This window comes from Mongoliibacter sp. (assembly GCF_007692705.1).
In the GTDB taxonomy this organism is placed as follows: domain Bacteria; phylum Bacteroidota; class Bacteroidia; order Cytophagales; family Cyclobacteriaceae; genus Mongoliibacter.
On sequence record NZ_REBN01000208.1, the window covers coordinates 16,595 to 40,641 of the forward strand.

Genomic DNA, 24,047 nt, shown 5'->3' on the forward strand with positions numbered 1-24,047 from the left:
CTTATTAAGTTATGTAGATAACTGCACATATTTGTTTGTCTACGAAAGCGAAATTTAAAGGAAAATATAAGAATAACACAAGCTAATTGTCATATTTCCTAGAATATTTTTAAAACCTATATCTTGGGGTTCTTTGAATTACTCTTTCAAATTCCCTTTTAATCGGAACCAAATTGTAAGTCAACATAAACTCATGACTAGTAGGTGATTTTGCTTCAAGTCCTCCGACCACCAAATCGAAGGCATATCCAATTCTCAAAGAATTATCTCTTAAGATGCTGTAGCCTAACAATAATGATACCGATTCTTCACCACGGTAGGCCAAACCTCCACTTATTTTTTGATTATGTGTCGCTATAACGCTCAAGTCGTATGAAAAATTATTGAAGGAAACGGTTTTTAATAAAAAACTTGGCTCAAATTCCCACATAGCAAATGTCTTTATCCGATAGCCAAACAGTAAATAGCTATGGTTTCTCAGCTGATTATCAAATCCCGGTTCATCAACACCAAAGTCAAAGCCGGGTTCATTTAAATGCCTACTACTCAAACCCACGTAATAATTCCCTCTATCATAAATAGCACCCAGACCTAAATTAAAATTAATTTGAGTCTCACTACCATCAGCTGGAAGATTCGGATCGGGGTTTACAAATATAAGTTCATCATATTTTAATGTACTGGAAAAAACTCCACCTGAAGCACCAATACTCAACACTCCTCTCCTAAGATTTCTGTGATAAGCCAAAGAAAGGTTTATTTCTTGATTGTTTGTAGCACCTATATTGTCATTGATAAAAGTAAGGCCGTACCCAATTTTATAATCTTCTAATAAACCTGATGCTGTGATCAATTGAGTAACTGGAGCTTGTCCACCAGACCCCTGATAATTCATCCATTGGGTACGATGCAGTGCTGTAAACCTATAATCTCCTTCCTTACCCGCAAAGCCAGGGTTGTAAAAGAGACCATTGTACATATACTGCGTAAACTGGGGATCCTGCTGACCAAAAGCCAAAGGTACTTGGTAGATTCCGCAAAAAATTAAGATTACTATGACGACTTTTGGAAATTTCAGCTTATCCATGCAAGTGAAGATCTGTATGAAAACCCTATTCTACATATTAAAACTGAAAAAGACCACAAAAGATTATCAATCTCCTAAATTATTTGCCTTTTTAATGTATAACTCTAGTGCACCAGTCATGCTTGGCGCATTAGGCATAGGTGCTTCTATGTCCAATATCAACTCTTGTTCCCTTACTTCATTCGCCGTAGTTGGTCCAAAAGCAGCGATTCGGGTTTCATTTTGTTCAAAATCAGGAAAGTTGTGCTTGAGAGATTTGATTCCAGAAGGACTGTAAAAAGCCAACACATCGTATTTGATATTTCTTAAGTCTGAAAGATCCGCAGCTACGGTGTGATAAATGACTGCTTCGGTAAACTCAATGTTTGCCTTACTCAAATAATTAGGAATATCCTCTTTCCTTATATCCGAACAAGGGAAAAGGTATTTTTCAGATTTATGCTTCTTGAAATAATCGAATAAATCCGAAGCCGTTTTTTGACCAACAAAAAGCTTCCTTTTTCTAATAACAATATACTTTTGAAGATAATGAGCCGTCTGGTCTGAAATACAGAAATACTTCATATCAGCAGGCATCTCTATTTTCATTTCCTTACATATTGTGAAAAAATGATCAATAGCATTCCTGCTGGTAAAAATCACAGCCGTGTGTTTCAATATATCAATTTTCTGCTTCCTAAAGTCCTTAATCGAGACCGCTTGGACCTCAATAAATTGTCGGAAGTCAATTTTTAAATTGTACTTCTCAGCAAGCTGAAAATAGGGTGAATTTGGATCGTTGGGTTTTGGCTGGGAAACCAGGATACTTTTAACCGGATTAAGTCTGTCTTTGGTACCTTTACTCATGTTCTTAATCTTCTCCTTAAAATTTAAAACTTTCTTGACTATCCTATGATTATTTTTGAAATAATCAAAAACGGAATCAGTTCTGCGGTGCAAATGTAAGCAAATAAATGGTAATTTTTAAAGGGAACCCGATTTACCAAAATTATAAACAAATAAGTGATCCCAACTAAATACACCCAGAAGAAAGCCCACAAAGCAGATGTAACAACCTCATTGATAGTAGTCTGATCATTCAGGTAAAAATATGTCACAACAAGTGTTATGAGAAACAGGGAAATAGATAATAATCTTAACAAATAGAAAAAATGCGAAAACTCATATTTCCCCAAATCAAATACAGAAACAAGGATTTTGAGGAAAATAAACTTTCCCACAAATAAGAAAACCAGTACTACAGAACCTAAAATCCAATAGAAAAAAAGACTGTTCAAACCTCCTGCCGAGATCTCACTCAATAATGGGACGGCATAGACGTGTGCTGCCATCATCGTATTCAGCATCAATAGCATACTCATCATCAGAAGGTAAAAAATGACATCAATTGAGAAAAATTTCTGAAAAATCCCTGCTTCATTAAAATCTTCTCCAGTAATCAGCTTTCTCGGGGTAACAAAGTATTCCAGAACAATAGGGAAAATCACTTTGAAAATGGCTGCCAATAAAAGTATAATGACAAGCCCTGTAAGGTAAAAATCACTAAATACGCTTGTATTCCTTTTCCCATAATCCATACCTCCTGTCAGAGTAGTAGCTGACTCTTGAGATTGGTTTTCAAAAAAACCCTTTTTTACAGATAACTCTGAAAGTCTGTTGTTTTCGTTTAGTGCAGTGAATTCCACATCATGATTTCCTGAAACAGCAAAAAGATTTTTGAGCTGTTGCACTTCAACATTCAGTAAAGTGTCTGTCCCAGAATAAAACCACAATTTTTCATTCATGAAAATAGTGGTGCCGGAGGGTATGGCTAACATCAAGCTACTCTTGGGGAAATTCCCCAGATCCAGAGTGACCTGACTGGTGTAACTTGACCTCAACCATCCTCTTTGATGATTTTTTCGGATTTTAGAATCATAATTTTCAAGAACCTGGGCAGACAATGCTGAGGTCGACATAAAAAAAATAAATAAAACTATAATATTGAGCTTTCTTTCCATGATTTAAAACCTGCCAGTATATCCAAAATGTATTTTTGAAAGGTTCAATGCAAAATCCTGAGCATTGCCACCACCTAAGGCATAAATAAAATTAAAGATTCCGTTTCCGGTTTCCAGGCTGAAACCTAAGCCCACTGCATATGGAAAATCCACAGGTAAATTCTGTACCCTATTTTGAAGACGAGCTATATCGGCAAAAATCATAAAATATGAATAGGTATCAAAGTAATATCTTGGTTCAATATTCAAATAGATATAATTATCAGCAAAAAAGAAATTTTCATTAAAACCTCTAATAGTCCGTAAACCTCCAAGTCTAAACAAATCATTCACAAAAAGATTGGGGTTCTCCATCAAACCTCCTGTCAACCTACTGTAAAGTCCCCAATTCAGATTTTTATAAAAATACTTTTCAAAGGAACCTTTAAAGTAATATTGAAGACTTCTCATGTTCAGCCCATCATACAATTCGGGGGGTAATGCAGTATTGACCAATATATTTTTATTCCCGATGGCAAATTCCATTTTGGCCAATGCTCCCCTGCGTGGGAAAAACACATCATCGAGCCAGGATTTATCAAAACCCAGCCCATAATTATTGAAACGGAAATCACCAACCTCTGGAAAATTCACCCTTTCACTCAACCCCGAAACCCCAATAAGGTCTCCTGCCTGTCTTCGGGTGAAAAACTTAAGATAGGCTCCTCCATCCATCCTGTATCCAAAATCTAACCGAAAATCACGGGTCAAAAACGTACTGTCTTCCTTCAATAAGGAAAAAGAAGCTTGAACATCCATATTGGAACCCAATATGAGAGGTTCTAAAGCTGATAACTGCAGGCTTTGTGAAAATTGATTGAACCTTTGCCAATGGAGCTCATAATTGCGACCCGTACCAGCAACATTATATAATAACAAATCAAACTGCCCAGTAATAAGCAACCCACTCCCCTCTAATTCATTAGGTAAAAATCCGATTATGCCATCTATTGAATTGATTTTTCGATCATCCAAAGGAAGGTACAGTGTTGCCTCCTCATTTTGAAAGCTCAACTCTGGCTCCCCACTCCAGCGGAGGTAAGGCAATTCATTGATTTGACGGATACTGTTATTAATTTTTCTTTGGGAAAAAGGGCTTTCGGGCCTGATCTGTAAAAACTTGGCCAAAAACCGCTTGCTGATTTTTGAATCACCTGTGACTTGAAGACTGTCAAACCTTATAAAAGGACCAGAATCATAATGAAGTGCTGCTGAAATTTTATTGCTATTCTCGGTAACACTATCCAGTTTTATAGAAGCAAAAGGATAGCCTTCGTTTTCTGAGACTGTCAATATCCTTTCAAAGACCCGGGAAAGTTCTGCATAATTAAAATTTCGGCCTTCAAATTGTCTTGTGTCTATTCCTGATTTTATTAAAATGGAATTGGATAAATTCCCTAATCCCAAACTATACCATTCATATTTCTCTCCGGTATCTAGGGACATAAATAATGAGTCTTTTCCTACACTTTTTTCGGTCAATTGTGGCACGAGGTAGCCCCTTTGATGCAATTCAGCGAGCAACCCATTTCTAAATTGTTTCAACTCTGCCTCAGTACCTACTTGAACGGTATCCTGTTGGCTTATTTCGCCGACAATTTCATATTTAAGCCAAAATTGTTGCTGAGCAATCAATTGAAACTGTAATAAAATCAATATCAGGGTTAAGGATAATTTCAAGGCTGACTTCGGAGTTTCTTGTATCTTTGAAGGCTAAAAGTATAAAAATTGTCTGGCATCTATATCCATATTCCTTTCTGTAAACAGGCTTGTCACTATTGTGACTTCCATTTTAGCACCAACCTCAGCCAAATGGATGCATTAGTGAGAATGATTTGTAAAGAAATTGAAAGTAGGAAAAAATTTTTCCCTGAAAATACCAATATACAAACCATCTATTTTGGAGGAGGCACACCTTCCATATTACAAGCACATCACCTGGAATCAATTCTCAATTCCATTTATAGGAATTTTTCTGTAAATATTCAGGAACTTACCCTTGAAGCTAACCCCGACGATCTAAGCCCTGAAAAACTCCAGATTTTAAAATCATTAGGCTTCAAAAGATTGAGCATCGGCATACAGAGCTTTGACCAAAAGGTTTTGGAATTTTATAATCGGGCACATAATGCTGAAGAATCTCTCAGAGCAATTGGTCTAGCCAAATCTGCTGGTTTTGAGAAACTCTCTGTGGACCTTATTTATGGATACCCATTCGAAGACCATAGCATCTGGAAACACGATTTGGAAACAGCCCTAAGCTTAGATCCGGGACATATCAGCAGCTATGCGCTCACCATTGAGCCTAAAACTGCATTGGGCAACTGGAGTAAGAGAGGCAAATTTCAGGAAGCAAGTGAAGACTTTGTTGCCGAACAGTTTGAGTCACTTATGGAGTACTCAGAAAAGGCAGGTTATGTTCAGTACGAAATTTCAAATTTCGCAAAAGAAGGACATTTTGCACTCCACAATTCCAATTATTGGAAAAATAAGCCCTACTTGGGAATAGGTCCTGGGGCTCATTCATTTGACGGAAGCTTTAGGGGTGCTAATATTTCCAATAACAGTATTTATATCAAAAAAATGGACAAAGGCGAAATCCCATTTACGGTTGAGCCTTTGGAAGGCTCTGACATATGCAACGAATATATTTTGACTTCCCTTAGGACCATTTGGGGCACTGATTTGAATTACCTCAAGGAGAAGTTTGGAGTAGACTTGGTTACTATGCATCATTCCAATATTCAAAACCTATTGAGAGAAAACCTCATCATAATTTCGGATACCACACTTACTTTGAGCAAGAAGGGAAAATTACTCGCTGACGGAATTGCAGCCTCCTTCTTTATCGATTGAATTGACTACCTTTGATACATGCAGGATAAGTATAGAGACTTTAGCAAGCGTAAAAAAGAAGCTACTCCATTGAAGGAGGCTTTTGAAGATTTACTCAAAGCCTACAGGCTCAAGGACACTTACGAAGAAAAGCACCTGATACAATCTTGGCCAGAATTAATGGGAAATACGGTGGCTTCCCGCACAAGCTCATTATACATCAAAGACAAAAAGCTTTTTGTCAAAATCAGCTCCGGACCAATCAAAAAAGAACTCTCCATGAACAGGACCAAAGTATTGGGTATCATTCATGAGAAATTCGGCCCTAAAATCATTGAAGAAATTATTTTTCTCTGATTAGTCTTGCGCTGCGAAGACCCTCCGCATTAGTGCAGATGTCCTTTGTAATGGATTTTCTCTGATATTTTTTTCCTCTTCTGCAATAAGCTTAAACAAACCATCAATCGCCCTGTCTGTCACATAAGTATTCAAATCAGGATCAATCCTTCTATTTGTCAAAGGAATGGCGTTGTATGCGTTGGCAATATCACCATAATACCTTGTCGCACCTACCTGATTGAGAGACTCTTCTATTCTTGGTTGAAATAGTGCTATCAATTGAATCTCTGTAGTTCTTCTTAGAAAATTGGTAGCAGCTTCCTGATCACCCTGCAATAAGTTGAAAGCATCTTGAATGGTGAGTTGTCTAATCGCATTGATGAAAATCGGTTTCGCTTCTTTGGCAGCACTCTCCGCCCCCCTATTGATAGCGAGTAATGCCCTGTCGACCTCTGACCCCAGTCCCATCTGCCTAAGGGTATTCTCTACCCTTCTAGCATCTTCAGGCAAGAGAATCCTAATCATATCGTTTCGGAAAAACCCGTCTGTTTCAGAGGCTTGGTCTGCTCCTTTGCTTATTCCCTGAATGAGTGCTTCTTTCAATCCTTGGGAAACTTCTTGTTGGGTAAGTGGAGCAGAACCCCCGGCAGCCTGTAAAATTCTATTGATATCAGATGAAGAACAGCTAATTAAAAACAAACAAACCAGTAAAAATGGAAAGTAACTTGAACGCATAAGGATTTTTTTAAGAAATTAACATTTATTTATAACCTAAGCAATTAATGCAATCAGGTTAATTAAGGAAGAATTGGTATTATTGCGATGCATTTATATTAATGATCAAGCTCCCAAATCCAAATATCGGTAAAGTTAGTCTATTGGTCGCTGTCCTGACCTGGCTGGCCTTACTTTTTGTTGATATTACGAGGATTTTTGGGATAATCAATCAAATGGAGTCGGGCGTAATGCCTGAAGTTTCTTTTATTTTAGAAATCATTTTTTTCATTAATGTTTATCTTTTTTATAATTATAACATATCCAAAAACGAGGATAACGATTTTCTGAATCTGATTTGGAGAGGCGCTTCTACAGGATTAGTAGCCTCAGGCGTGTCCATTCTGATTAGCTTCTTTTATTCTGTACTGGGTGATTCGAAATTGGCCAGTGATATTCTTCTCAAGAATTTCTTCTACCATGTCACTTTCGCGCTGATCAGCCTTTTCCTGATTTCCTGTGCACTGTTATGGAAACATCTTATCCTCTATCAGAAATCCAAAAACATTGTCAAGCAGTGGCAGCTATTCGAAATATTGCTCTTAGTGAGTATGTTTTTTATATTTTTCAATAAAAACTCCCTCGATTACAGTTTCTTGTTTGGATTGGTCATCATCACTGTTTTTTCAATTTCTCTTTCTATCAATCTCAAATGGATTCCCTACCTAACTTTTAAAGAAAAATGGAAATCCATTTTGTTTTTGGTTATTATACTTTTCTCTGTTTCCTATCTTTTTGGCCAGGTTCTCAATTACAGTGAAAGTGAACTGATCATTGTCAACCTCACAGACAACCTGTTTCTGATCGGACTTTTCTCATTTGTATTTTTTTATTCCTTGTTCAGTTTCTTAGTCACACTGTTCAACCTACCCACTTCTTCAGTTTTTGAACAGAAATTGGTAGAAGCTATCAACTTCCAGAGACTGAGCCAATCCATCAAACCGGGACAAAACGAGAACCAAGTTTTAGATATACTTATCGACTCGAGTATGAGCGCCGCCTATGCTGATGCCGGATGGTTGGAAATCAAAGATCAAGAAGATCAGACGGTATTTTTGCATGAAAGGTTTATAGAAAAAAATGCCACCCATCAACTATTCAGGCATATCAATGCCCAAAAGCCTTTCTCCAATTTCGACTGGGAAAAAGCAGGATATGAGAATAAAGTATTTCAGGGAAAAATAGACTTTCCTCCGTATAAATCTGCTCTTATCATACCATTGGTAATCAATCAAGAAACAGTGGGGAGGCTTTATTTGGTCAAAGAAGTCAAAGATGGTTTCAACAAAGAGATGGTCAATATCATTTCCACATTTGTAGGACAAGCCTGTATATCGGTAGAAAATTACAGACTACTAAATGAAGCCATCAAAAACGAAAGGTATAAAGAGGAACTCAAGATTGCACAGCGGGTCCAAAGAAGCTTATTGCCCAAGAAGCTGCATCATGACGAAACATTCAGTATTTCTGCTTTTTCAGTAGCTGCAGATGAAGTCGGTGGAGACTATTATGAAACTTATCCTCTTGGTCCACGTAAGTTTGCTGTGATCATTGGAGACGTATCGGGTAAAGGTACCTCAGCTGCCTTCAACATGTCCCAAATGAAAGGCATTTTCCACAGTCTTGTACAATTGAACCCAAGCCCCTCTGAATTTATCAAAAAAGCCAATGTAGCACTTGGTCAGTGTCTCGAAAAAAATCATTTCATTACCACTTCATTCTATGTTATAGATACAGAGAAAAAAAAGGTGACCTACAGCAGAGCAGGGCATTGCCCAACGCTTTATTACAGAAATTCAGATCAGGAATGTGATTACCTAAGTATTGACGGTATGGGCTTAGGAATCCTTCGAAACAACCTATTTGATGAATATGTCCATGAAACGTCATTCGCATTTGAGTCCGGAGATGCTATGTTGCTCTTTACCGATGGAATCATCGAAGCAAAAGATGAAGCAGGGACAGAGTTTGGTTATGAAAGATTAAAAAAAGTATTCAAGTCAAAATATCAGCTTTCTCCAAGAGAAATCCACGAAAGTATCATAGAGGAGGTATATAGTTTTATTGGAAAAAATGTAGTCATGGATGATGACTATTCCATAGTTGTCATCAAGTTTAAATAAGAACCTAAGCTATTTTAAAGCGTATATTCAGACATGCTGGAAATCAAAATAATAAAAGAAGAAAAATATTCAATACTTCATTTGGAAGGAGAGGTTGATGCCAGTAATTCGGTTGAACTGGACAGCAGTATTCAGGGTCTTTTGGAGGAAGGTGAGTCTGGAATATTGGTAGATGCATGCCATCTCGAATATATTTCTTCTGCAGGCCTTGGTGTGTTCATGTCTTATTTGGAAGATTTTCAAGAGCGAAATATCAAATTGGTCATTTACGGCTTAAAGGAGAAAGTATTTCAAGTCTTTGTCATACTCGGATTGGACAAACTGATGGATATTAAAAACACAAAGGAAGAGGCGCTGGAGGAATTATAATGAAACAAAAGCTAAGGCTATACTGTAACACAGACCAATTGGTCAATCTTAGGCAATTTCTTGATTTAGAACTTAAGGAAACTACGTTGACCGAAATTGACAGCCTTCAGGTTATTTTGGCAGTGGAAGAAGTATGTGCAAACCTTATTATTCATAGTCACGATTGTAACCCAACGGAGTTTATTGAGCTTTACGTTCTCAGAAAAAACGAAACCATCATTTTTGAAATTAAAGACTATGGAAGAGGCTTCAATATCATTGAATACCAAGAGCCCAATATAGACCAAGTATTGAAAACCAAAAGAAAGGGTGGCTTAGGCATCATGCTTGTCAAAAAAATCATGGACAAAATTGAATTTGAATCAAACGGCACCAAAAACACTTGTAGATTGTTTAAGAATCTCTAATCCAAATAATTGTTAATTATTAGTTGAATGTGTGCTTTTGGCCATTATTCTTCATATAAATTTGTAACATTGCAATTGGAATTTGGTATGCCTTATCATATGAATCAAAAGTACTTCTGGTATTCAATATTATTTCTTGCATTCTCCTGTAGCCCTAGAGCAACAGTAATCAAAGAGGAAAGTCAGGAAGAAAAACGACAGGCTCTCCTCAGTATTGAAGGGGAAGAAATCTATCCTGAAGAATTTTTATATCTCCTGTCCAAAAACAGGGAATTTCAAAACAATGACGAGAAGTTATCCCAAGCTGAATTTGAGGAGAACTTTGATCTTTTTGTCAATTATAAGCTAAAGGTTAAAGAAGCTGAGAAAATCGGGCTGGACACTCTGGAGGATTTCCGCAAGGAGTTTGATATGTTCAAACAAGACCTTATAAAACCCTACCTGATTCAAAATTCCCTTCAAGAAGGTGAGCTTCAAAAAGCTTATAGCCGGATGAACGAAACCATCAAGGCAAGTCATATTTTGCTCCAGTTTCCCGCCAATGCAAGTAGAGATGACAGTGTAGCAGTATTTAGAATGGCACTCAAGCTCAAGGAGGATGCAGAAAAAGGAGCAGACTTTAATCAACTGGCACAGGAACATTCCGATGATCCATCGGTGAAAGACAATGGAGGTAGTTTGGGCTATTTCACTGCCCTTCAAATGGTATATCAGTTCGAAGATGCTGCATATGCACTCAATGTAGGAGAAATATCAGACCCGGTTCTTACCAATTTCGGCTACCACATCATCAAAATGGAAGACAGAAAACCTAACCCGGGTGAAATCCGCGTATCACACATTTTATTGAGAAACCAACAAGGAGACCCAGTATCTGAAGAACGAATACTTAGAAAAATAGGAGATATTTACACAGAGCTTCAAAAGCCTGAAAGTGTTTGGGAAGAAGTTTGTGAAGTATATTCAGAAGACTTGGGTAGTAAAAATTCAGGAGGAAAACTTCCATGGATTAGTTTAGGTTCGGTTATTCCTGAATTTGAAAGAGCTGCTTTTGGTCTTTCAGAAATCGGTGAAATTTCCAGTCCGGTTAAAACGCCATATGGATATCATATCATTCGCCTAGAAGATAGGAAACCAATTCCAAGTTTCGAGGAAATGGAGGCACAGATCAAATCCCGGATTTTGCGGGACAGCCGCTCCTCTATGATTCAATCCCAGGTTACTGCAATTCAAAAGTCACGCTATGATTTTGTTGAAAACAGTCCTTTGATTTCAGAAGTAAAAACTATTATTGATACGGATAAAGAAAAAGCCAAAGACAAAATCAAGGAGGCTAACCTTCTAGATAGTCTTTTATTCCTCACCAACATCAATTCAAAAACTGTTGAGGATTATTTGAATTTTATTTCTTCTAATGGAGTGCGGGAAAAATCGAATTCGGTAAGCTTTTTTGATGCTTCATTTGATAAGTTTGTTGAAGTTTCTTTAAATCAAGCTGAAGAAAAAGACCTTGCAGCCAACAATGAAGAATACAAAATGCTGTTACAAGAATATAGGGATGGTATATTATTGTTTTCTTTGATGAATGAAAAGGTTTGGCAAAAAGCGCTTCAAGACGAAGAAGGCCAGCTTCAATTTTATGAAGATCATAAGGACCGGTATCAGTGGAAACAAAGGGTAGAGGCCATTATTATCAATATGGGACAGGAAGAATCGACCCCATCAGTAAGAAAGTTTTTGACTGGCAAAGTCTATAAAAAAGACTTGGCTGATCGTTTGGAAAACACCTTCCTGTTAGATAATCCTTTGGCATTTACGATGGACGAAAATACATTTGAAGTAGAGGGACATCCAATTTTGAGTAAAGTGGATCTTTCAAAGGATTTTAACGAACTCAAGCACAACAATAAAACATCTTTTGTCGTCATCGGTCAAAAGATCCCTGAAGGAATCAAGAAATTTGAGGAGACTAGGGGCAAAGTCATCCAGGACTATCAAGAATACCTGGATAAACAGATGATAGCCTCTCTAAAAGATGGTTATCTAATCCAGATCAACGAGGATGAAAAAAAGAAAATCTCCGAGCGGGTGGTTGCTGACTAAGCTAAGTATAATCGGACTCATTGTTTTGATGTCTGCCTGTGACTTGTTTAAGTTTAAGTCAGACCAGGAAGATGAAGAGGAAAATCCAGTTGTAGCAGAAGTTGAAGGCAATAAACTGAGACTATCTGAATTGGAATTGCTGTCTACTAAAGGCATGAATAGTGCAGACAGTAGTGCAATTATCAACCGATATGTACAGTCGTGGATTAGAAAGCAACTGATGATTCGTGAAGCCTCCAAGGCAATGGCTTATGATGAAGCAGAAATCAATAGGAAACTGCTCGATTACAAATATACGCTGATGGTATATGAGTTTGAAAAAGCTTATTTGGAAGATAATCTTGATGAAAATATTCCTTTCTCTGAAATAGAAGAATATTACAATTCGAATCAGAAAAACTTCAGCCTAAAAGAAATCATCGTAAGATGTAATTTCTTAAAAATGGATAAAAGCAGTAACCAAAACAGAAACTTGGACAGGTTATTGTCAGAATCAGAGGGAAAACAGAGTGAAGCCATAAATGATATTGCTTTAAAGTATGCCAATAACTATTTCTTGGAAGACGCAACTTGGATTCGGTTTGAAGACATTATCATCAATACTCCATTGGCCGACCACCCCAATAAGGTAGGGCTATTAAAAAGTAATAACCTAATTACAGTTGAAGATGAGAAGTATAAGTATTTCTTCCGGATTCTTGAATATAAGTTACAGGACCAAATACCTCCCATGGAGTTTGTCAGTGAAGAAATTTCCAAAATCCTAGTAAACAAAAGAAGAGTTAGCTTGGTAGAACAACTCCAAAAAAACATTTATAACAGTGCACTTGAAAATAATGAGTTTAAAATATATGAATAGCTTAAAATACCTGACTTTATCAATTGTCTTTTTTGTAGCAATTTTCCCTTCTGTAGCTCAGACGGAAGAAGAGCAAAAGCCCGCTAGCAGTACCCCGACTACGGGACAGGTTCTAGATAAGATTGTGGCAAAAGTCAACAATTACATTCTGTTGGAATCAGATGTACAGCAAGCCTATCTTGAAGCTATTGCCCAGTCTAACCAAGAATTTGAAGCACCTTCAAGATGTGATGTGTTTGAATCACTGCTCATCAATAAATTGATGGTGGCTAAAGCAGAACTTGACTCTATAACAGTAACAGACGCTGAGGTTGTGTTTCAAGCAGACCAAAGATTTTCTATGGTCATGCAACAATTTGGAGGCGATGAAGATGTATTGGCGGAAATTTATGGTAAAACTGCTGACCAATTGAAATCTGAGATTGAGGACCAGCTGAGAGAACAACTCATCGTCCAAAAAATGCAGCAGAAAATTACAGCCGGGCTGACAATTTCTCCTGCAGAGGTTAGAAAATTTTTTACAAGTATAGAACGTGATTCCTTGCCGTTTTTCTCAGCGGAAGTTACCGTAGGACAAATAGTAAAAAAACCGGATGTATCTAAAAGTGTAAAAGACGATATCATCGCTCAAATGCGAGAATACAAAAGGAAAATCGACAGTGGTGAGTCCGATTTTCAGACTTTAGCCAGAAACCATTCCGAAGACCCAGGATCTGCTGCACAAGGTGGAGAATTGGGGTTTTTCAGAAGGGGAGAACTGGCACCAGAGTACGAAGCCACAGCATTGGGTCTTAGACCTGGTGAAATCAGTGAACCCATCGAAACTCAATTTGGATTTCACATGATCCAATTGCTAGAAAGAAGAGGAAATACCTATAATTCTAGGCATATTCTCATTCGACCATTGCCTTCTGAAGATGATATCAAAAAAGCTGAAAGATACCTAGACAGTTTGAGACAGCAGATCATTGACAAAAAAATCGAGTTTTCAAAAGCTGCAAAAAACCATTCAGACGACAGACCAACCTCCGACAATGGTGGTTTCTTCTCCGACCCACAAAACCAGTCCAATAGACTTACTTTGAGAACCTTAGAAGATCCCGTTCTTTATTTCACCCTTGACTCTATGAAAGTAGGCACCATCACTTCACCCATGAGATTTGAAGATGAACGTGAAGGCACCAAAGTCAGAATTCTTTATTATAAAGATAGATTTGCCGCACATAGGGCAAATATGACCGATGATTATGAGAAACTTAAAGCTGCTGCTCGAAGGAAAAAGGAAGATACCATACTTAGTGGATGGTTTGTAAAAGCAAAAGAAGATGTATTTATAGACATTGACCCTTCCTACGACAGATGTGAAGTTCTCAAGGATTAATTTGAATTGAATCTCTTCTCTTAAAAACAAAAAAAGAGGAAGAATTTTAAAATAAAAAACCGTTGTGATTGGACACAACGGTTTTTTCTGTTTAAAAGAACTTGTTCAGTTAGCTTTGCACATTGATCAGAGACTCTCTCCTTCTCATTTTACCTGCAGGTAATCCGTACATCATTTTAAACCTCCTACAGAAATAGGCAGTATCCTTGTAACCAACTTCTTTTCCAATATCTCTGATACTCTTTTTAGAGGTTCTAAGCAATTCTACAGCCGCCTCCATTCTCTGGTATTCAATATAATCCTGAGGATTGATTCCCGTCAACATCTTAAAATATTGTCCAACATAATCCTCAGACACATTGGCAACCTTAGCTAAAACTTTGTTAGAAAGGTCTCCTCCGATATTTTTCTTGATGTAATTGAATAAGTCAATCAATCTTGGATCCTTGAAATAAGTACTGTTTGTGGAAAGTTCTTCCATAAACAACCTATTCTTGAGAATATGTCTGACAATCTCTATAACCAATAATTCGGTATGTATTTTCATTACCCTCTCTTTTCCTGGGGTACTTTGTTCTGTCTCCTTGACCATGTCTTCCACTATAGTAGCTATCCTGTCATTGAAACGGATCGCAAAAGGAGGAATCCCCAAAGAATGGAAAAAGTTGACTACGTCAAACACCTTCGCCTCAAAAGTCACAATAGTAACACAGTCTTCCTCAGTGTTTTTGATATCTCTGAAGCTGATAGTCTGTAAATATTTTCTCTTATTGTCTAGAAAGGTGTCGTTTAAAACTTCATTCTTTTTAGAGGCTGCACCAAAGGAAACTGATGATTTTCTGTTTGCTGGAATAAACAATATCTCACCCTCATTGACCAACTCCTGTTCATCCCCAAATTTCAAACTTCCTTGATGGAGCAAAACCAAAGTGTTTTCAGCATCATTGTAGTCAAGCACATTAACAGGCTTCTCTATTCTGTAATTATTTCCTCTTAAAAAGCGGACACCAACTGATTCAATGACTTTATTGTAATATTCCATGATTTAGGTTGATTAAGGTTTTTTCCCAAAACTATAATAATTTTCTATAATCAAGCAGAATTATTAAATAAAAAATTAGAAAGAATAAAAAAAGGGCATAAAAACCAGTTTTTATGCCCTCATTTTGGAAGAAGTAGATATTATCTTAAAATGCTTCGGGATATGACTATTTTTTGAATTTCACTTGTCCCCTCATAAATCTGGGTAATTTTCGCATCTCTCATTAGACGCTCGACATGATACTCTTTCACATAACCATATCCACCATGAACCTGAATGGCCTCGATGGTAACATTCATTGCAACTTCAGATGCGTACAGTTTAGCCATAGCACTTGCATCAGAATAATCCATGCCTTGATCCTTAAGCCATGCAGATTTGTATACCAAAAGTCTGGCTGCTTCAATCTGAGTAGCCATATCTGCCAGCTTAAACTGAATGGCCTGATGTTGGCTTATAGGTTTACCGAAAGCCTTTCTCTCCTTTGAATATGCCAAAGCCAATTCATAGGCTCCTGATGCAATCCCCAATGCTTGGGCTGCTATACCAATTCTACCTCCGTTGAGGGTCATCATGGCAAAATTAAAACCGAAGCCTTCTTCTCCTATTCTGTTTTCTACTGGCACTTTAACATCTGAAAACATCAAAGAGTGGGTATCGGAACCTCTGATTCCAAGCTTATCTTCCTTCTTACCTATCACAAAACCTTCCCATTCTTTTTCTACTATAAATGCAGAAATACCTTTATGTCCTTTTGCAGGATCAGTCTGTGCTATTACCAGATACACACTTGCAGTATTGCCGTTGGTAATCCAGTTTTTCGTTCCATTCAATACATAATGATCACCTTCTCTCTCAGCTGTAGTTTTTTGCGAAGTTGCATCAGAACCTGCTTCAGGCTCTGAAAGGCAAAAAGCTCCGATTATCTCACCGCTTGCCAATCTTTTAAGGTACTTTTCTTTCTGCTCTTCAGATCCGTACTTTTCCAAGCCCCAGCATACCAAAGAATTGTTGACGGACATTGAAACCGACGCTGACGCATCAATCTTAGAAATTTCCTCCATCGCCAAGACATAAGAAATGGTGTCCATGCCACCACCATTGTACTTGGGGTCTACCATCATACCCATGAAGCCTAATTCTCCCATCTTTTTGATTTGTTCGTATGGGAATCGTGCTTCGGTATCTCTTTCAATGACTCCTGGCAAAAGCTCGGACTTTGCAAAATCCCTTGCAGCATCCCGCACCGCTAAGTGCTCCTCTGTATATTCAAAATGCATATATGTATTTGGGTTTAACAATTTAGGCTCGGAATATAAGTACAAAAAAAATAAGGGGCAATTTCTTGCCCCTTAAAGTAAACTCATTTATGCATTTTGAGTTTCTATGACATTAATCTCTGTTACCAAAGAAGATCATGATATAGTAAGCCAAAGTAGCCAAAGCTGCTAAAGCAGCTACCACATAGGTCATTGCAGCCCACTTTAAGGCATCTTTCGACATTGCATACTCATCAGGTGTAACTACGTTTCTTTCTTTTACCCAAGCCAATGCCCTTGCACTTGCATCAAACTCTACAGGTAAAGTTACCAAAGTAAACAATGTCATGATACCATAAGCACCTACTATAATAAAACCTATTAGCTCATATGGCAACCCGATGAAAGCACCTCCAAAAAGAGAGGCGATCAATACTATATTTAATATTTTACCGCTGGCATTCTGCACAGGAACCATGGCAGAGCGCAAATTGAGCCAAGCATAAGCAGTGGCATGCTGTATGGCGTGACCACATTCGTGGGCAGCCACTGCGGCGGCGGCGGCATTTCTCCCATAATATACATCCGGACTAAGGTTTACTGTTTTATTAGCAGGGTTGTAATGATCTGTCAATTGGCCTTCAACTGAAAGTACCCTAACATCAGACACATTGTTATCTGCCAACATCAACTCCGCTATCTCTTTTCCGGAAAGGTTAGCTTTGAGAGAGGTTTGCGAATATTTTTTGAATTTGCTCTTAAGCCTTCTGCTCACTATAAAACCTAGAGCAGCGAATACAATTACTATTAGAATAATCATGGTTAGAAATATTTTACTTAATGAGTTACGAATTTATTAAGATTTTGATGCTTTATCAGAAGTTATTTTGAAGAAAAATATCATGCATACTAATCCAGTGACAACAATAGTCAATACTTGACTGCTATGGATTATCACTGCAAAGATTTTTCCTTCTTCATTACTCAAGCCGTATGCCATCAAAATAAAAGCCACTAATGCATGAAAGGTCCCAATTCCACCTTGAACAGGTGCTACCATGCCAATACTTCCCATTACCATCACCATGAGTACTGACCCAAATGACAAACTGGCAGTGGAAGGTATTGCCCATGCTACAAATAGCATGGTAATGTAATATGTAATCCAAATAGCAGAAGAACTTGACCAGAATCCAGCTTGATTCTCTACTTTCTTCAAACTCATCAGGCCAAAAATGAGATCTCTCATAAAATGTCTGACTTTTTTGATTAATCCTGAATCCCTGTATTTCTGGAAAATGAGATAGATAAATATCACTGCTATGATCCCTCCCCCAATTACCAATGGGAATGCTTCATAAACTTTTTCCAACAGACCTTCTATGGAAACCAAATCTGAAATCAAATTTACAAAGAGTTTATTCTCCAGTAGGAAGGCCAGAAATATAGTAATTACCATAAACAAAAGGTCTATGGTCCTTTCCAAAATAACAGTACCTATCAAAGTTCCCATTTGGTGGCCTTCCATCTTCGAAACTACGCCACATCTAGCGACCTCACCGGCTCTTGGCACCAAAAGATTAACAAGATAACCTATCATCAATGCTATGAAGGACCTCTTGGTCCTAATAGTAGACTTCTCTGAGGCCTCTATCAGAAGTTTCCATCTCCAAGCCCTCAAGTAAAACCCCAAGAATGACACCAGAATTGAAGCCGCAATCCAGAGAAATGACGTCTCGCGCAAAGCATCAACAAGGCTCTGGAATTTGATGTCTTTATATAGAAACCAAAAAATCCAAATGGCTATGGCAAGTGACAACAATACCTGAATCCACTGCTTTTTGGTTAGTCTCACTTTATATCAATTTATTATGGTCATCAGGAAAAACAACAACAGGTTTGTGTTTCTTGGCTTCCTCAAAATCCATCGAGGCATATGAAATAAGAATTACGACGTCACCAACCTGCGCTTTTCTAGCTGCTGGCCCATTAAGGCAGATCATTCCACTACCCCTATCGCCTTTAATGACATAGGTTTCCAGACGTTCACCATTATTAATATTGACAATCTGCACTTTTTCATTTTCAATGATATTGGCAGCATCCATCAAATCTTCGTCGACAGTAATGCTCCCTACATAATGTAATTCGGCTTGGGTAATTTTTACCCTGTGGATTTTTGATTTAAGTACTTGGATATGCATGGGGTAGTATATTTCCTTTAATCTTCTGTTACTGTTATATTATCTATCAACCTTACTTTACCTATATAAGCGGCGATGCAGATCGAACTTGGAATAGTATGGTCAATCTTTTCAAGTTTGTCCATGGTATGGGAATTCACCAGTTCAAAATACTCAAGCTTGATGTCTTGGACGGTAAACTTCTCCTTGATTTCTTCACGGGTGCTTAACCAATCTTTGCCTGATAAAAGTTCTGACTTGCCAAAAGAAAGTGAATGGATAATAATCAAAGCCTTTTCTTTTTCTTTTTCTGAAAGCCTCATGTTTCTAGATGAAAGAGCCAAGCCACTTCCCTCTCTAACAGTAGGAAGTGATATTATTTTCACGTCCATGGACAGGTCAGCAACCAACTGTCTGATGATAGCCACCTGCTGTAAATCTTTCTGTCCAAAGAATGCTATATGAGGCTTAACAATATTTAACAACTTAGCTACCACTATTCCTACACCACTAAAATGTCCCGGACGGAATTCACCCTCTAAGGTATTATCAAGCCCCTCGAAGAGCATTTTTAGACGGGGTTTATTTGGATAAATCTCCTCCAATTCAGGCAAAAATAAATAGTCAACCCCGGTTTTATCCAATAATTCCATATCTTTATCCAAAGTCTGCGGATATTTCGCAAAGTCCTCTGCATTATTGAATTGTGTAGGATTTATAAAAATAGAAACCACAACATAATCAGAATATAATTTTGCTTTTTTTATCAAATCCAAATGACCATCGTGCAGAGCGCCCATAGTAGGTACAAATCCAATTGAAATTTGGTTATTTTTTAGAATAGAAAGTTCAGAATTGACCGCCTCTTTGGTTCGGAGGATTTTCACCGTGTTGTATTTTAAGAATGTAAAATAGAGGCAAAACTATATTATAATTCAGAATAACAATGGCTTTACCACATTTTTTTTGTAACTTTGTACGTATTTTATTCCTAAACAAAAATCAACAAGATATGTCCAAACTCCGTATCCTCTACGTTGCAAGTGAAATCAATCCTTTTCTAGAAACTTCTGAAGTTGCAAACTTCGTAAGAGCATTGCCTCAGGCCATGCAGGAAAAAGGAATGGAAATCCGCATCCTTGTCCCGAGATTTGGATTAATTAACGAAAGAAAAAACAGACTTCATGAGGTAGTCAGACTTTCTGGGATTAATATTGCAGTCGGAGAAGAAGAGAAGCCGCTGATTATAAAGGTAGCTTCAATTCCAAACGCAAAACTTCAGGTTTACTTCATCGACAATGAAGACTATTTCCAGAGAAAAAGCGTTTTCCATGACAAGCAGGAAAAATTCTACGAAGATAATGACGAAAGAGCCATTTTCTTTTGTAAAGGAGTGATTGAAACTGTCAAAAAACTGGGTTGGGCCCCAGATGTGGTGCATTGCAATGACTGGATGACCAGTTTGATTCCAATGTATCTCAAAACAACCTACAAAAACGAACCCTTATTTAAGGATACAAAATCTGTATTTGCAATCTACAATACAGGTTTTACCCATAAGTTTGGAGATGATTTGTTGGAAAAAGTGAAAATGGTTGACATTGATGATGCCATTCTTGCTCCCCTCAAATCAAAAGACTACGAAGGTTTCCTTAAAATAGGAATGGAATATGCCGATGTAGTCATCAAGAGCGACGAAATATCAGAAAACCTAAGCAAACTCATAGAAGAGTGCTCTAAAGACAAGAAGTGTGAGATTAACAGCGAAGAAGACGAACAACTTTTTGAAAGTTACTATAACATCTATACTGACCTGGCCGGCTAAGCTGGCTCTAGGTCTGTTCATTTCAATTATCATTGCGAGTTCCTGTGCAGATCCTTCCACCATTGGGTTGGAATTGGATCCCAATAACAATCAGATTGGGGTTTCCTTCGTGGAAATCCCTTTATCTGCTTCTGTTGTTCTGCAGGACTCTTTTAGCACCATCAACTCCAACAACTTGATTTTCGGAAATGATGAAAGTGATTTTTTCGGTAAAACAGAGGCCCGTTCTTACACGAGATTATTTTTCAACCGCGAAATTCCAAGACCAGCAAATGATGCTGTTTTGGATTCCGTCAGATTTAATTTTAACGTCAGGACTGTATTGGCAGATGAGCACAGTACGGAAAAGACTATAAGGGTCCATAAACTTGAGGAGCAGATAAGAGACATTGTATATTATAATTTTAATTCCCTGAATTTTGAATCTGAACCTTTCTTAGAGGCAAAAATCGACTTCTCAGAAAGAAGAGATACGATTATCAGTGTCAAAGACGAAAGTGATTTCACAAAAAAAATATTCGAAGACTTAAAAGAAGGCTCCGCATTCCAGGATGTTTTCACCTTTAGAGAATATTTGGCAGGAATCGTATTCACAGGAAATGAAGATGAAAATGTATCTATGACACTTCGCCCTGGAAATAACACAGGAATGGTATTTTTTTACAGAAATACTGGTGATACTGTATCAAGAGCTTATCCTATAGCTACCGGTGTCAACAATAATGTAGCTAGACATTTCAATCAAATTGACCGAAATCCTGAAGGGACACCATCAGCTGGTTTGATTGAACCATGGAAAGCATTTGACCTAGATGGGAAAGCAGGGTCAATGAACAATACAGGAATACTTGTAAGACTTGATATGAGTCCTTTGGATGCCTTTTTGGATACCTTGGAAAATGTAACATTCAACCGTGCATCACTTGAAGTAGGTCCCGTTTTGAATGCTACAGATACCCGAAGACCTCCTCAATTGCATACTATGTATTTTACCAATGAGACCAATCGGGTGCTACTACGAAATGATGGGAGGCCTATGGCTGTACATCCGGATAACTTCCCACAAGTAGATCCTGAAACGGATGAACCTATCTGGTCTGAAACGCCCGCATATTTGGCTTTTGACGCAGAATCACAGATTTATACGCAAATGATCACATCTCATATCAATGCGCTGTATAGGAGGAAATTTCAAAGAAGAGACTTCTTGCTGTACCCTATCGTTGGAAACAATGATGACTATAGACAATCTTTAAGGAGTTATATTTTCAATTCAAACGATGTGAAACTTAAGATTTACTACTCTACCACCAGGGTTTTGTAAATTCACTTTATTCACTGAAGTCTAACAGTCCGAGGTCCAAATTTTAAAAAAGTGGATTTATCGGACTGTTTTTTGTTAGGTTAAATAAAAAAACTTTAGATTTGATTTTCAAAATTTTTACTTATGTGTGGAATTGTTGCATATGTTGGGAAGCAGGACGCCTTACCCATTATCATTAAAGGATTAAAAAGATTAGAGTACCGTGGTTATGACAGTGCCGGTGTTGCATTGCTAAGCACTAACGGACTTGGGGTATACAAAAAGAAAGGTAAAGTCTCCGAGTTGGAAAATCACCTCCTGACTCAGGTCAACCTTGAATCCAAGATCGGAATAGGTCATACGCGTTGGGCAACACATGGTGAACCCAATGATGTCAATGCGCACCCTCATTATTCAGCCAATGAAAAGTTTGCCATGATCCATAATGGCATCATTGAGAATTATGATGTCCTCAAAACCGATTTGATCAATAAAGGTTATCAATTTCATTCTGAAACAGACTCAGAAGTCTTTATCAAATTCATTGAAGATATCTACAATAATAATGACTGCAGCCTTGAAGAGGCGGTGAGACTGGCTTTACATAAAGTAGTAGGCGCTTATGCTATCGTTTTGATGAATAAGGAAGAGCCTGATACATTGATTGCTGCAAGAAAGGGTTCTCCACTTGTCATTGGTGTAGGTGATGGGGAATACTTCCTTGCCTCCGATGCAACCCCTATCATTGAATACACCAATCAGGTGGTTTACCTGGATGATTATGAAATTGCAGTCATCAGGGATAACAAGCTACAAATCAAAACTATTGAGAACGTAGAAACCAATCCTTATATCAACCAATTGGAAATGGAGTTGGAAGCCATAGAAAAAGGTGGTTACGAGCACTTCATGCTGAAAGAAATCAACGAGCAGCCAAGATCCATTGCCGATTGTATGAGAGGTAGACTGGATGCCAAAAATGGAAGGCTTGTTCTCGGAGGGCTCCGCGACTACATGAATAAGTTTCAGAACGCAGACCGTATTATCATCACGGCCTGTGGGACTTCATGGCATGCCGGATTGGTAGCAGAATATTTGTTTGAGGAATTTGCCAGAATTCCAGTTGAGGTGGAGTACGCATCTGAGTTCCGGTACAGAAACCCAGTAATCAGCGATAAAGACTTTATCATTGCGATCTCCCAATCCGGAGAAACTGCTGATACCCTTGCTGCCATTGAGTTGGCAAAATCAAAAGGAGCAACCATTTTTGGGGTCTGTAATGTAGTAGGATCCTCTATTCCAAGAACAACCCACGCTGGATCGTATACCCATGCAGGACCGGAAATCGGTGTGGCCTCCACGAAAGCCTTTACTGCTCAGATTTCAGTACTGACCATGATGGCACTGAAATTAGGATACAAAAGAGGTACTTTGTCTGAGAGCAGGTACATGCAACTTTTAGGAGAGTTGGAAACAATCCCATCCAAAGTAGAAAGGGCACTCAAACTTAATGATAAGGTTAGAGAAATTGCCAAAGAATACAAGGACGCAAGAAACTTCCTTTACCTAGGCCGAGGATACAACTTCCCGGTAGCCTTAGAAGGAGCATTAAAACTGAAGGAAATCTCCTACATCCATGCTGAAGGTTACCCTGCTGCAGAGATGAAGCACGGACCAATTGCATTGATTGATGAAGAAATGCCTGTGGTTTTTATTGCCACCAAGGATTCTTCTTATGAAAAGGTAGTTTCCAATATTCAGGAAGTCAAAGCAAGAAAAGGTAAAATCATCGCTGTGGTCACTGAAGGAGATACAGTCGTTAAAAATATGGCTGATCACGTCATTGAAATCCCAGCTACAGAAGAAGCCTTTGTTCCTTTGATTGCTGTTGTACCATTGCAACAACTTTCTTATCACATTGCCGTCATGAGAGGCTGTAATGTGGATCAACCGAGAAACTTGGCGAAGTCAGTAACAGTAGAGTAGTATTTCACCATAGGGGTACAGCTTTTTCAATGTGCCTCTGTGGTTATTCTATTTTCACCACAAAGACACAAAGTACACAGAGATTCTCCTGAAAAATATCATTCCAAAATATTTACTAAGTTATTTTCTTTTT

Annotated in this window: 22 protein-coding genes; 11 read left to right on the forward strand and 11 right to left on the reverse strand. The window is 38.0% G+C overall.

Translation table 11 applies throughout. The features are described 5' to 3' along the window. Window positions 1-109 precede the first annotated feature (109 nt). The 4 genes from EA341_RS14765 to EA341_RS14780 form a co-directional block, all read right to left on the reverse strand. The gene (locus tag EA341_RS14765; RefSeq protein WP_293015902.1) at window positions 110-1,087 is read right to left on the reverse strand and encodes a type IX secretion system membrane protein PorP/SprF; all 978 of its coding nucleotides are present in this window, start codon (window positions 1,085-1,087) and stop codon (window positions 110-112) included. Between the two features lie 66 nt (window positions 1,088-1,153). Then, window positions 1,154-1,933: a uroporphyrinogen-III synthase gene (locus tag EA341_RS14770; RefSeq protein WP_293015903.1), complete on the reverse strand. Its 780-nt coding sequence runs from the start codon at window positions 1,931-1,933 to the stop codon at window positions 1,154-1,156. Between the two features lie 38 nt (window positions 1,934-1,971). Further along, the gene (locus EA341_RS14775; RefSeq protein ID WP_293015904.1) at window positions 1,972-3,087 is read right to left on the reverse strand and encodes a DUF4271 domain-containing protein; all 1,116 of its coding nucleotides are present in this window, start codon (window positions 3,085-3,087) and stop codon (window positions 1,972-1,974) included. Between the two features lie 3 nt (window positions 3,088-3,090). Further along, window positions 3,091-4,806 carry a hypothetical protein gene (locus EA341_RS14780; RefSeq protein ID WP_293015908.1) on the reverse strand — a complete coding sequence of 572 codons (1,716 nt, stop codon included), beginning with the start codon at window positions 4,804-4,806 and terminating at the stop codon, window positions 3,091-3,093. Window positions 4,807-4,854: 48 nt separating this feature from the next. Between EA341_RS14780 and hemW the strand changes: the two genes are divergently transcribed. Both hemW and EA341_RS14790 read left to right on the forward strand, forming a co-directional pair. After that, on the forward strand, window positions 4,855-5,982 hold the full coding sequence (hemW, locus tag EA341_RS14785; protein WP_293015909.1) for a radical SAM family heme chaperone HemW: 1,128 nt from the start codon (window positions 4,855-4,857) through the stop codon (window positions 5,980-5,982). A gap of 18 nt (window positions 5,983-6,000) precedes the next feature. After that, the gene (locus tag EA341_RS14790; RefSeq protein WP_293015910.1) at window positions 6,001-6,318 is read left to right on the forward strand and encodes a DUF721 domain-containing protein; all 318 of its coding nucleotides are present in this window, start codon (window positions 6,001-6,003) and stop codon (window positions 6,316-6,318) included. Here the strand turns inward: EA341_RS14790 and EA341_RS14795 are convergent, their stop codons facing one another. Then, entirely contained in the window at window positions 6,319-7,035 is a 717-nt protein-coding gene (locus EA341_RS14795) for a DUF4197 domain-containing protein (protein ID WP_293015911.1), read from the reverse strand. It abuts the gene before it with no gap. A gap of 101 nt (window positions 7,036-7,136) precedes the next feature. On the opposite strand from EA341_RS14795, the gene EA341_RS14800 reads away from it, so the two are divergent. From EA341_RS14800 to EA341_RS14825, 6 genes are all read left to right on the forward strand, one after another. Next, entirely contained in the window at window positions 7,137-9,197 is a 2,061-nt protein-coding gene (locus tag EA341_RS14800; RefSeq protein WP_293015913.1) for a GAF domain-containing SpoIIE family protein phosphatase, read from the forward strand. Between the two features lie 33 nt (window positions 9,198-9,230). Next, window positions 9,231-9,566, forward strand: coding sequence for an STAS domain-containing protein (locus tag EA341_RS14805; protein ID WP_293015914.1), 336 nt, complete (start codon window positions 9,231-9,233; stop codon window positions 9,564-9,566). Continuing rightward, window positions 9,566-9,973 (forward strand): ATP-binding protein, encoded by a 408-nt coding sequence (locus EA341_RS14810; protein ID WP_293015915.1) that lies wholly within the window; start codon window positions 9,566-9,568, stop codon window positions 9,971-9,973. The genes EA341_RS14805 and EA341_RS14810 overlap by 1 nt, the downstream gene beginning before the upstream one ends. A 99-nt stretch (window positions 9,974-10,072) precedes the next feature. Beyond that, the gene (locus EA341_RS14815; protein WP_293015918.1) at window positions 10,073-12,076 is read left to right on the forward strand and encodes a peptidylprolyl isomerase; all 2,004 of its coding nucleotides are present in this window, start codon (window positions 10,073-10,075) and stop codon (window positions 12,074-12,076) included. Further along, complete coding sequence (locus tag EA341_RS14820; RefSeq protein ID WP_293015920.1) at window positions 12,036-12,935, forward strand: peptidyl-prolyl cis-trans isomerase; 900 nt, start codon at window positions 12,036-12,038, stop codon at window positions 12,933-12,935. Before EA341_RS14815 ends, EA341_RS14820 begins: the two co-directional genes overlap by 41 nt. Beyond that, the gene (locus EA341_RS14825) at window positions 12,928-14,316 is read left to right on the forward strand and encodes a peptidylprolyl isomerase (protein WP_293015921.1); all 1,389 of its coding nucleotides are present in this window, start codon (window positions 12,928-12,930) and stop codon (window positions 14,314-14,316) included. The genes EA341_RS14820 and EA341_RS14825 overlap by 8 nt, the downstream gene beginning before the upstream one ends. 109 nt (window positions 14,317-14,425) lie before the next feature. On the opposite strand, the gene EA341_RS14830 is transcribed toward EA341_RS14825, so the two are convergent. The 6 genes from EA341_RS14830 to panC all read right to left on the reverse strand — a co-directional run bounded on the left by EA341_RS14830 (window position 14,426) and on the right by panC (window position 19,687). After that, on the reverse strand, window positions 14,426-15,358 hold the full coding sequence (locus tag EA341_RS14830; RefSeq protein ID WP_293015922.1) for an AraC family transcriptional regulator: 933 nt from the start codon (window positions 15,356-15,358) through the stop codon (window positions 14,426-14,428). A gap of 140 nt (window positions 15,359-15,498) precedes the next feature. Beyond that, entirely contained in the window at window positions 15,499-16,638 is a 1,140-nt protein-coding gene (locus EA341_RS14835; RefSeq protein ID WP_293015923.1) for an acyl-CoA dehydrogenase, read from the reverse strand. A gap of 112 nt (window positions 16,639-16,750) precedes the next feature. After that, on the reverse strand, window positions 16,751-17,437 hold the full coding sequence (locus tag EA341_RS14840) for a zinc metallopeptidase (RefSeq protein WP_293015924.1): 687 nt from the start codon (window positions 17,435-17,437) through the stop codon (window positions 16,751-16,753). A 36-nt stretch (window positions 17,438-17,473) separates the two neighbouring features. Next, a complete protein-coding gene (locus EA341_RS14845) occupies window positions 17,474-18,472 on the reverse strand; it encodes a lysylphosphatidylglycerol synthase transmembrane domain-containing protein (RefSeq protein ID WP_293015928.1) in 999 nt (332 codons plus the stop codon). Window position 18,473: 1 nt separating this feature from the next. Next, the gene (gene panD, locus EA341_RS14850; RefSeq protein WP_293015930.1) at window positions 18,474-18,821 is read right to left on the reverse strand and encodes an aspartate 1-decarboxylase; all 348 of its coding nucleotides are present in this window, start codon (window positions 18,819-18,821) and stop codon (window positions 18,474-18,476) included. A gap of 17 nt (window positions 18,822-18,838) precedes the next feature. Next, the gene (gene panC / locus EA341_RS14855; protein ID WP_293015932.1) at window positions 18,839-19,687 is read right to left on the reverse strand and encodes a pantoate--beta-alanine ligase; all 849 of its coding nucleotides are present in this window, start codon (window positions 19,685-19,687) and stop codon (window positions 18,839-18,841) included. 125 nt (window positions 19,688-19,812) lie between these two features. Here panC and EA341_RS14860 point away from each other — a divergent pair, with 125 nt between their 5' ends. From EA341_RS14860 to glmS, 3 genes are all read left to right on the forward strand, one after another. After that, a complete protein-coding gene (locus tag EA341_RS14860) occupies window positions 19,813-20,625 on the forward strand; it encodes a glycogen/starch synthase (protein WP_293015934.1) in 813 nt (270 codons plus the stop codon). Further along, window positions 20,585-21,949: a DUF4270 family protein gene (locus tag EA341_RS14865; RefSeq protein WP_293015936.1), complete on the forward strand. Its 1,365-nt coding sequence runs from the start codon at window positions 20,585-20,587 to the stop codon at window positions 21,947-21,949. The genes EA341_RS14860 and EA341_RS14865 overlap by 41 nt, the downstream gene beginning before the upstream one ends. Before the next feature lie 123 nt (window positions 21,950-22,072). After that, complete coding sequence (glmS, locus tag EA341_RS14870; RefSeq protein WP_293015937.1) at window positions 22,073-23,914, forward strand: glutamine--fructose-6-phosphate transaminase (isomerizing); 1,842 nt, start codon at window positions 22,073-22,075, stop codon at window positions 23,912-23,914. Window positions 23,915-24,047: the final 133 nt, after the last annotated feature.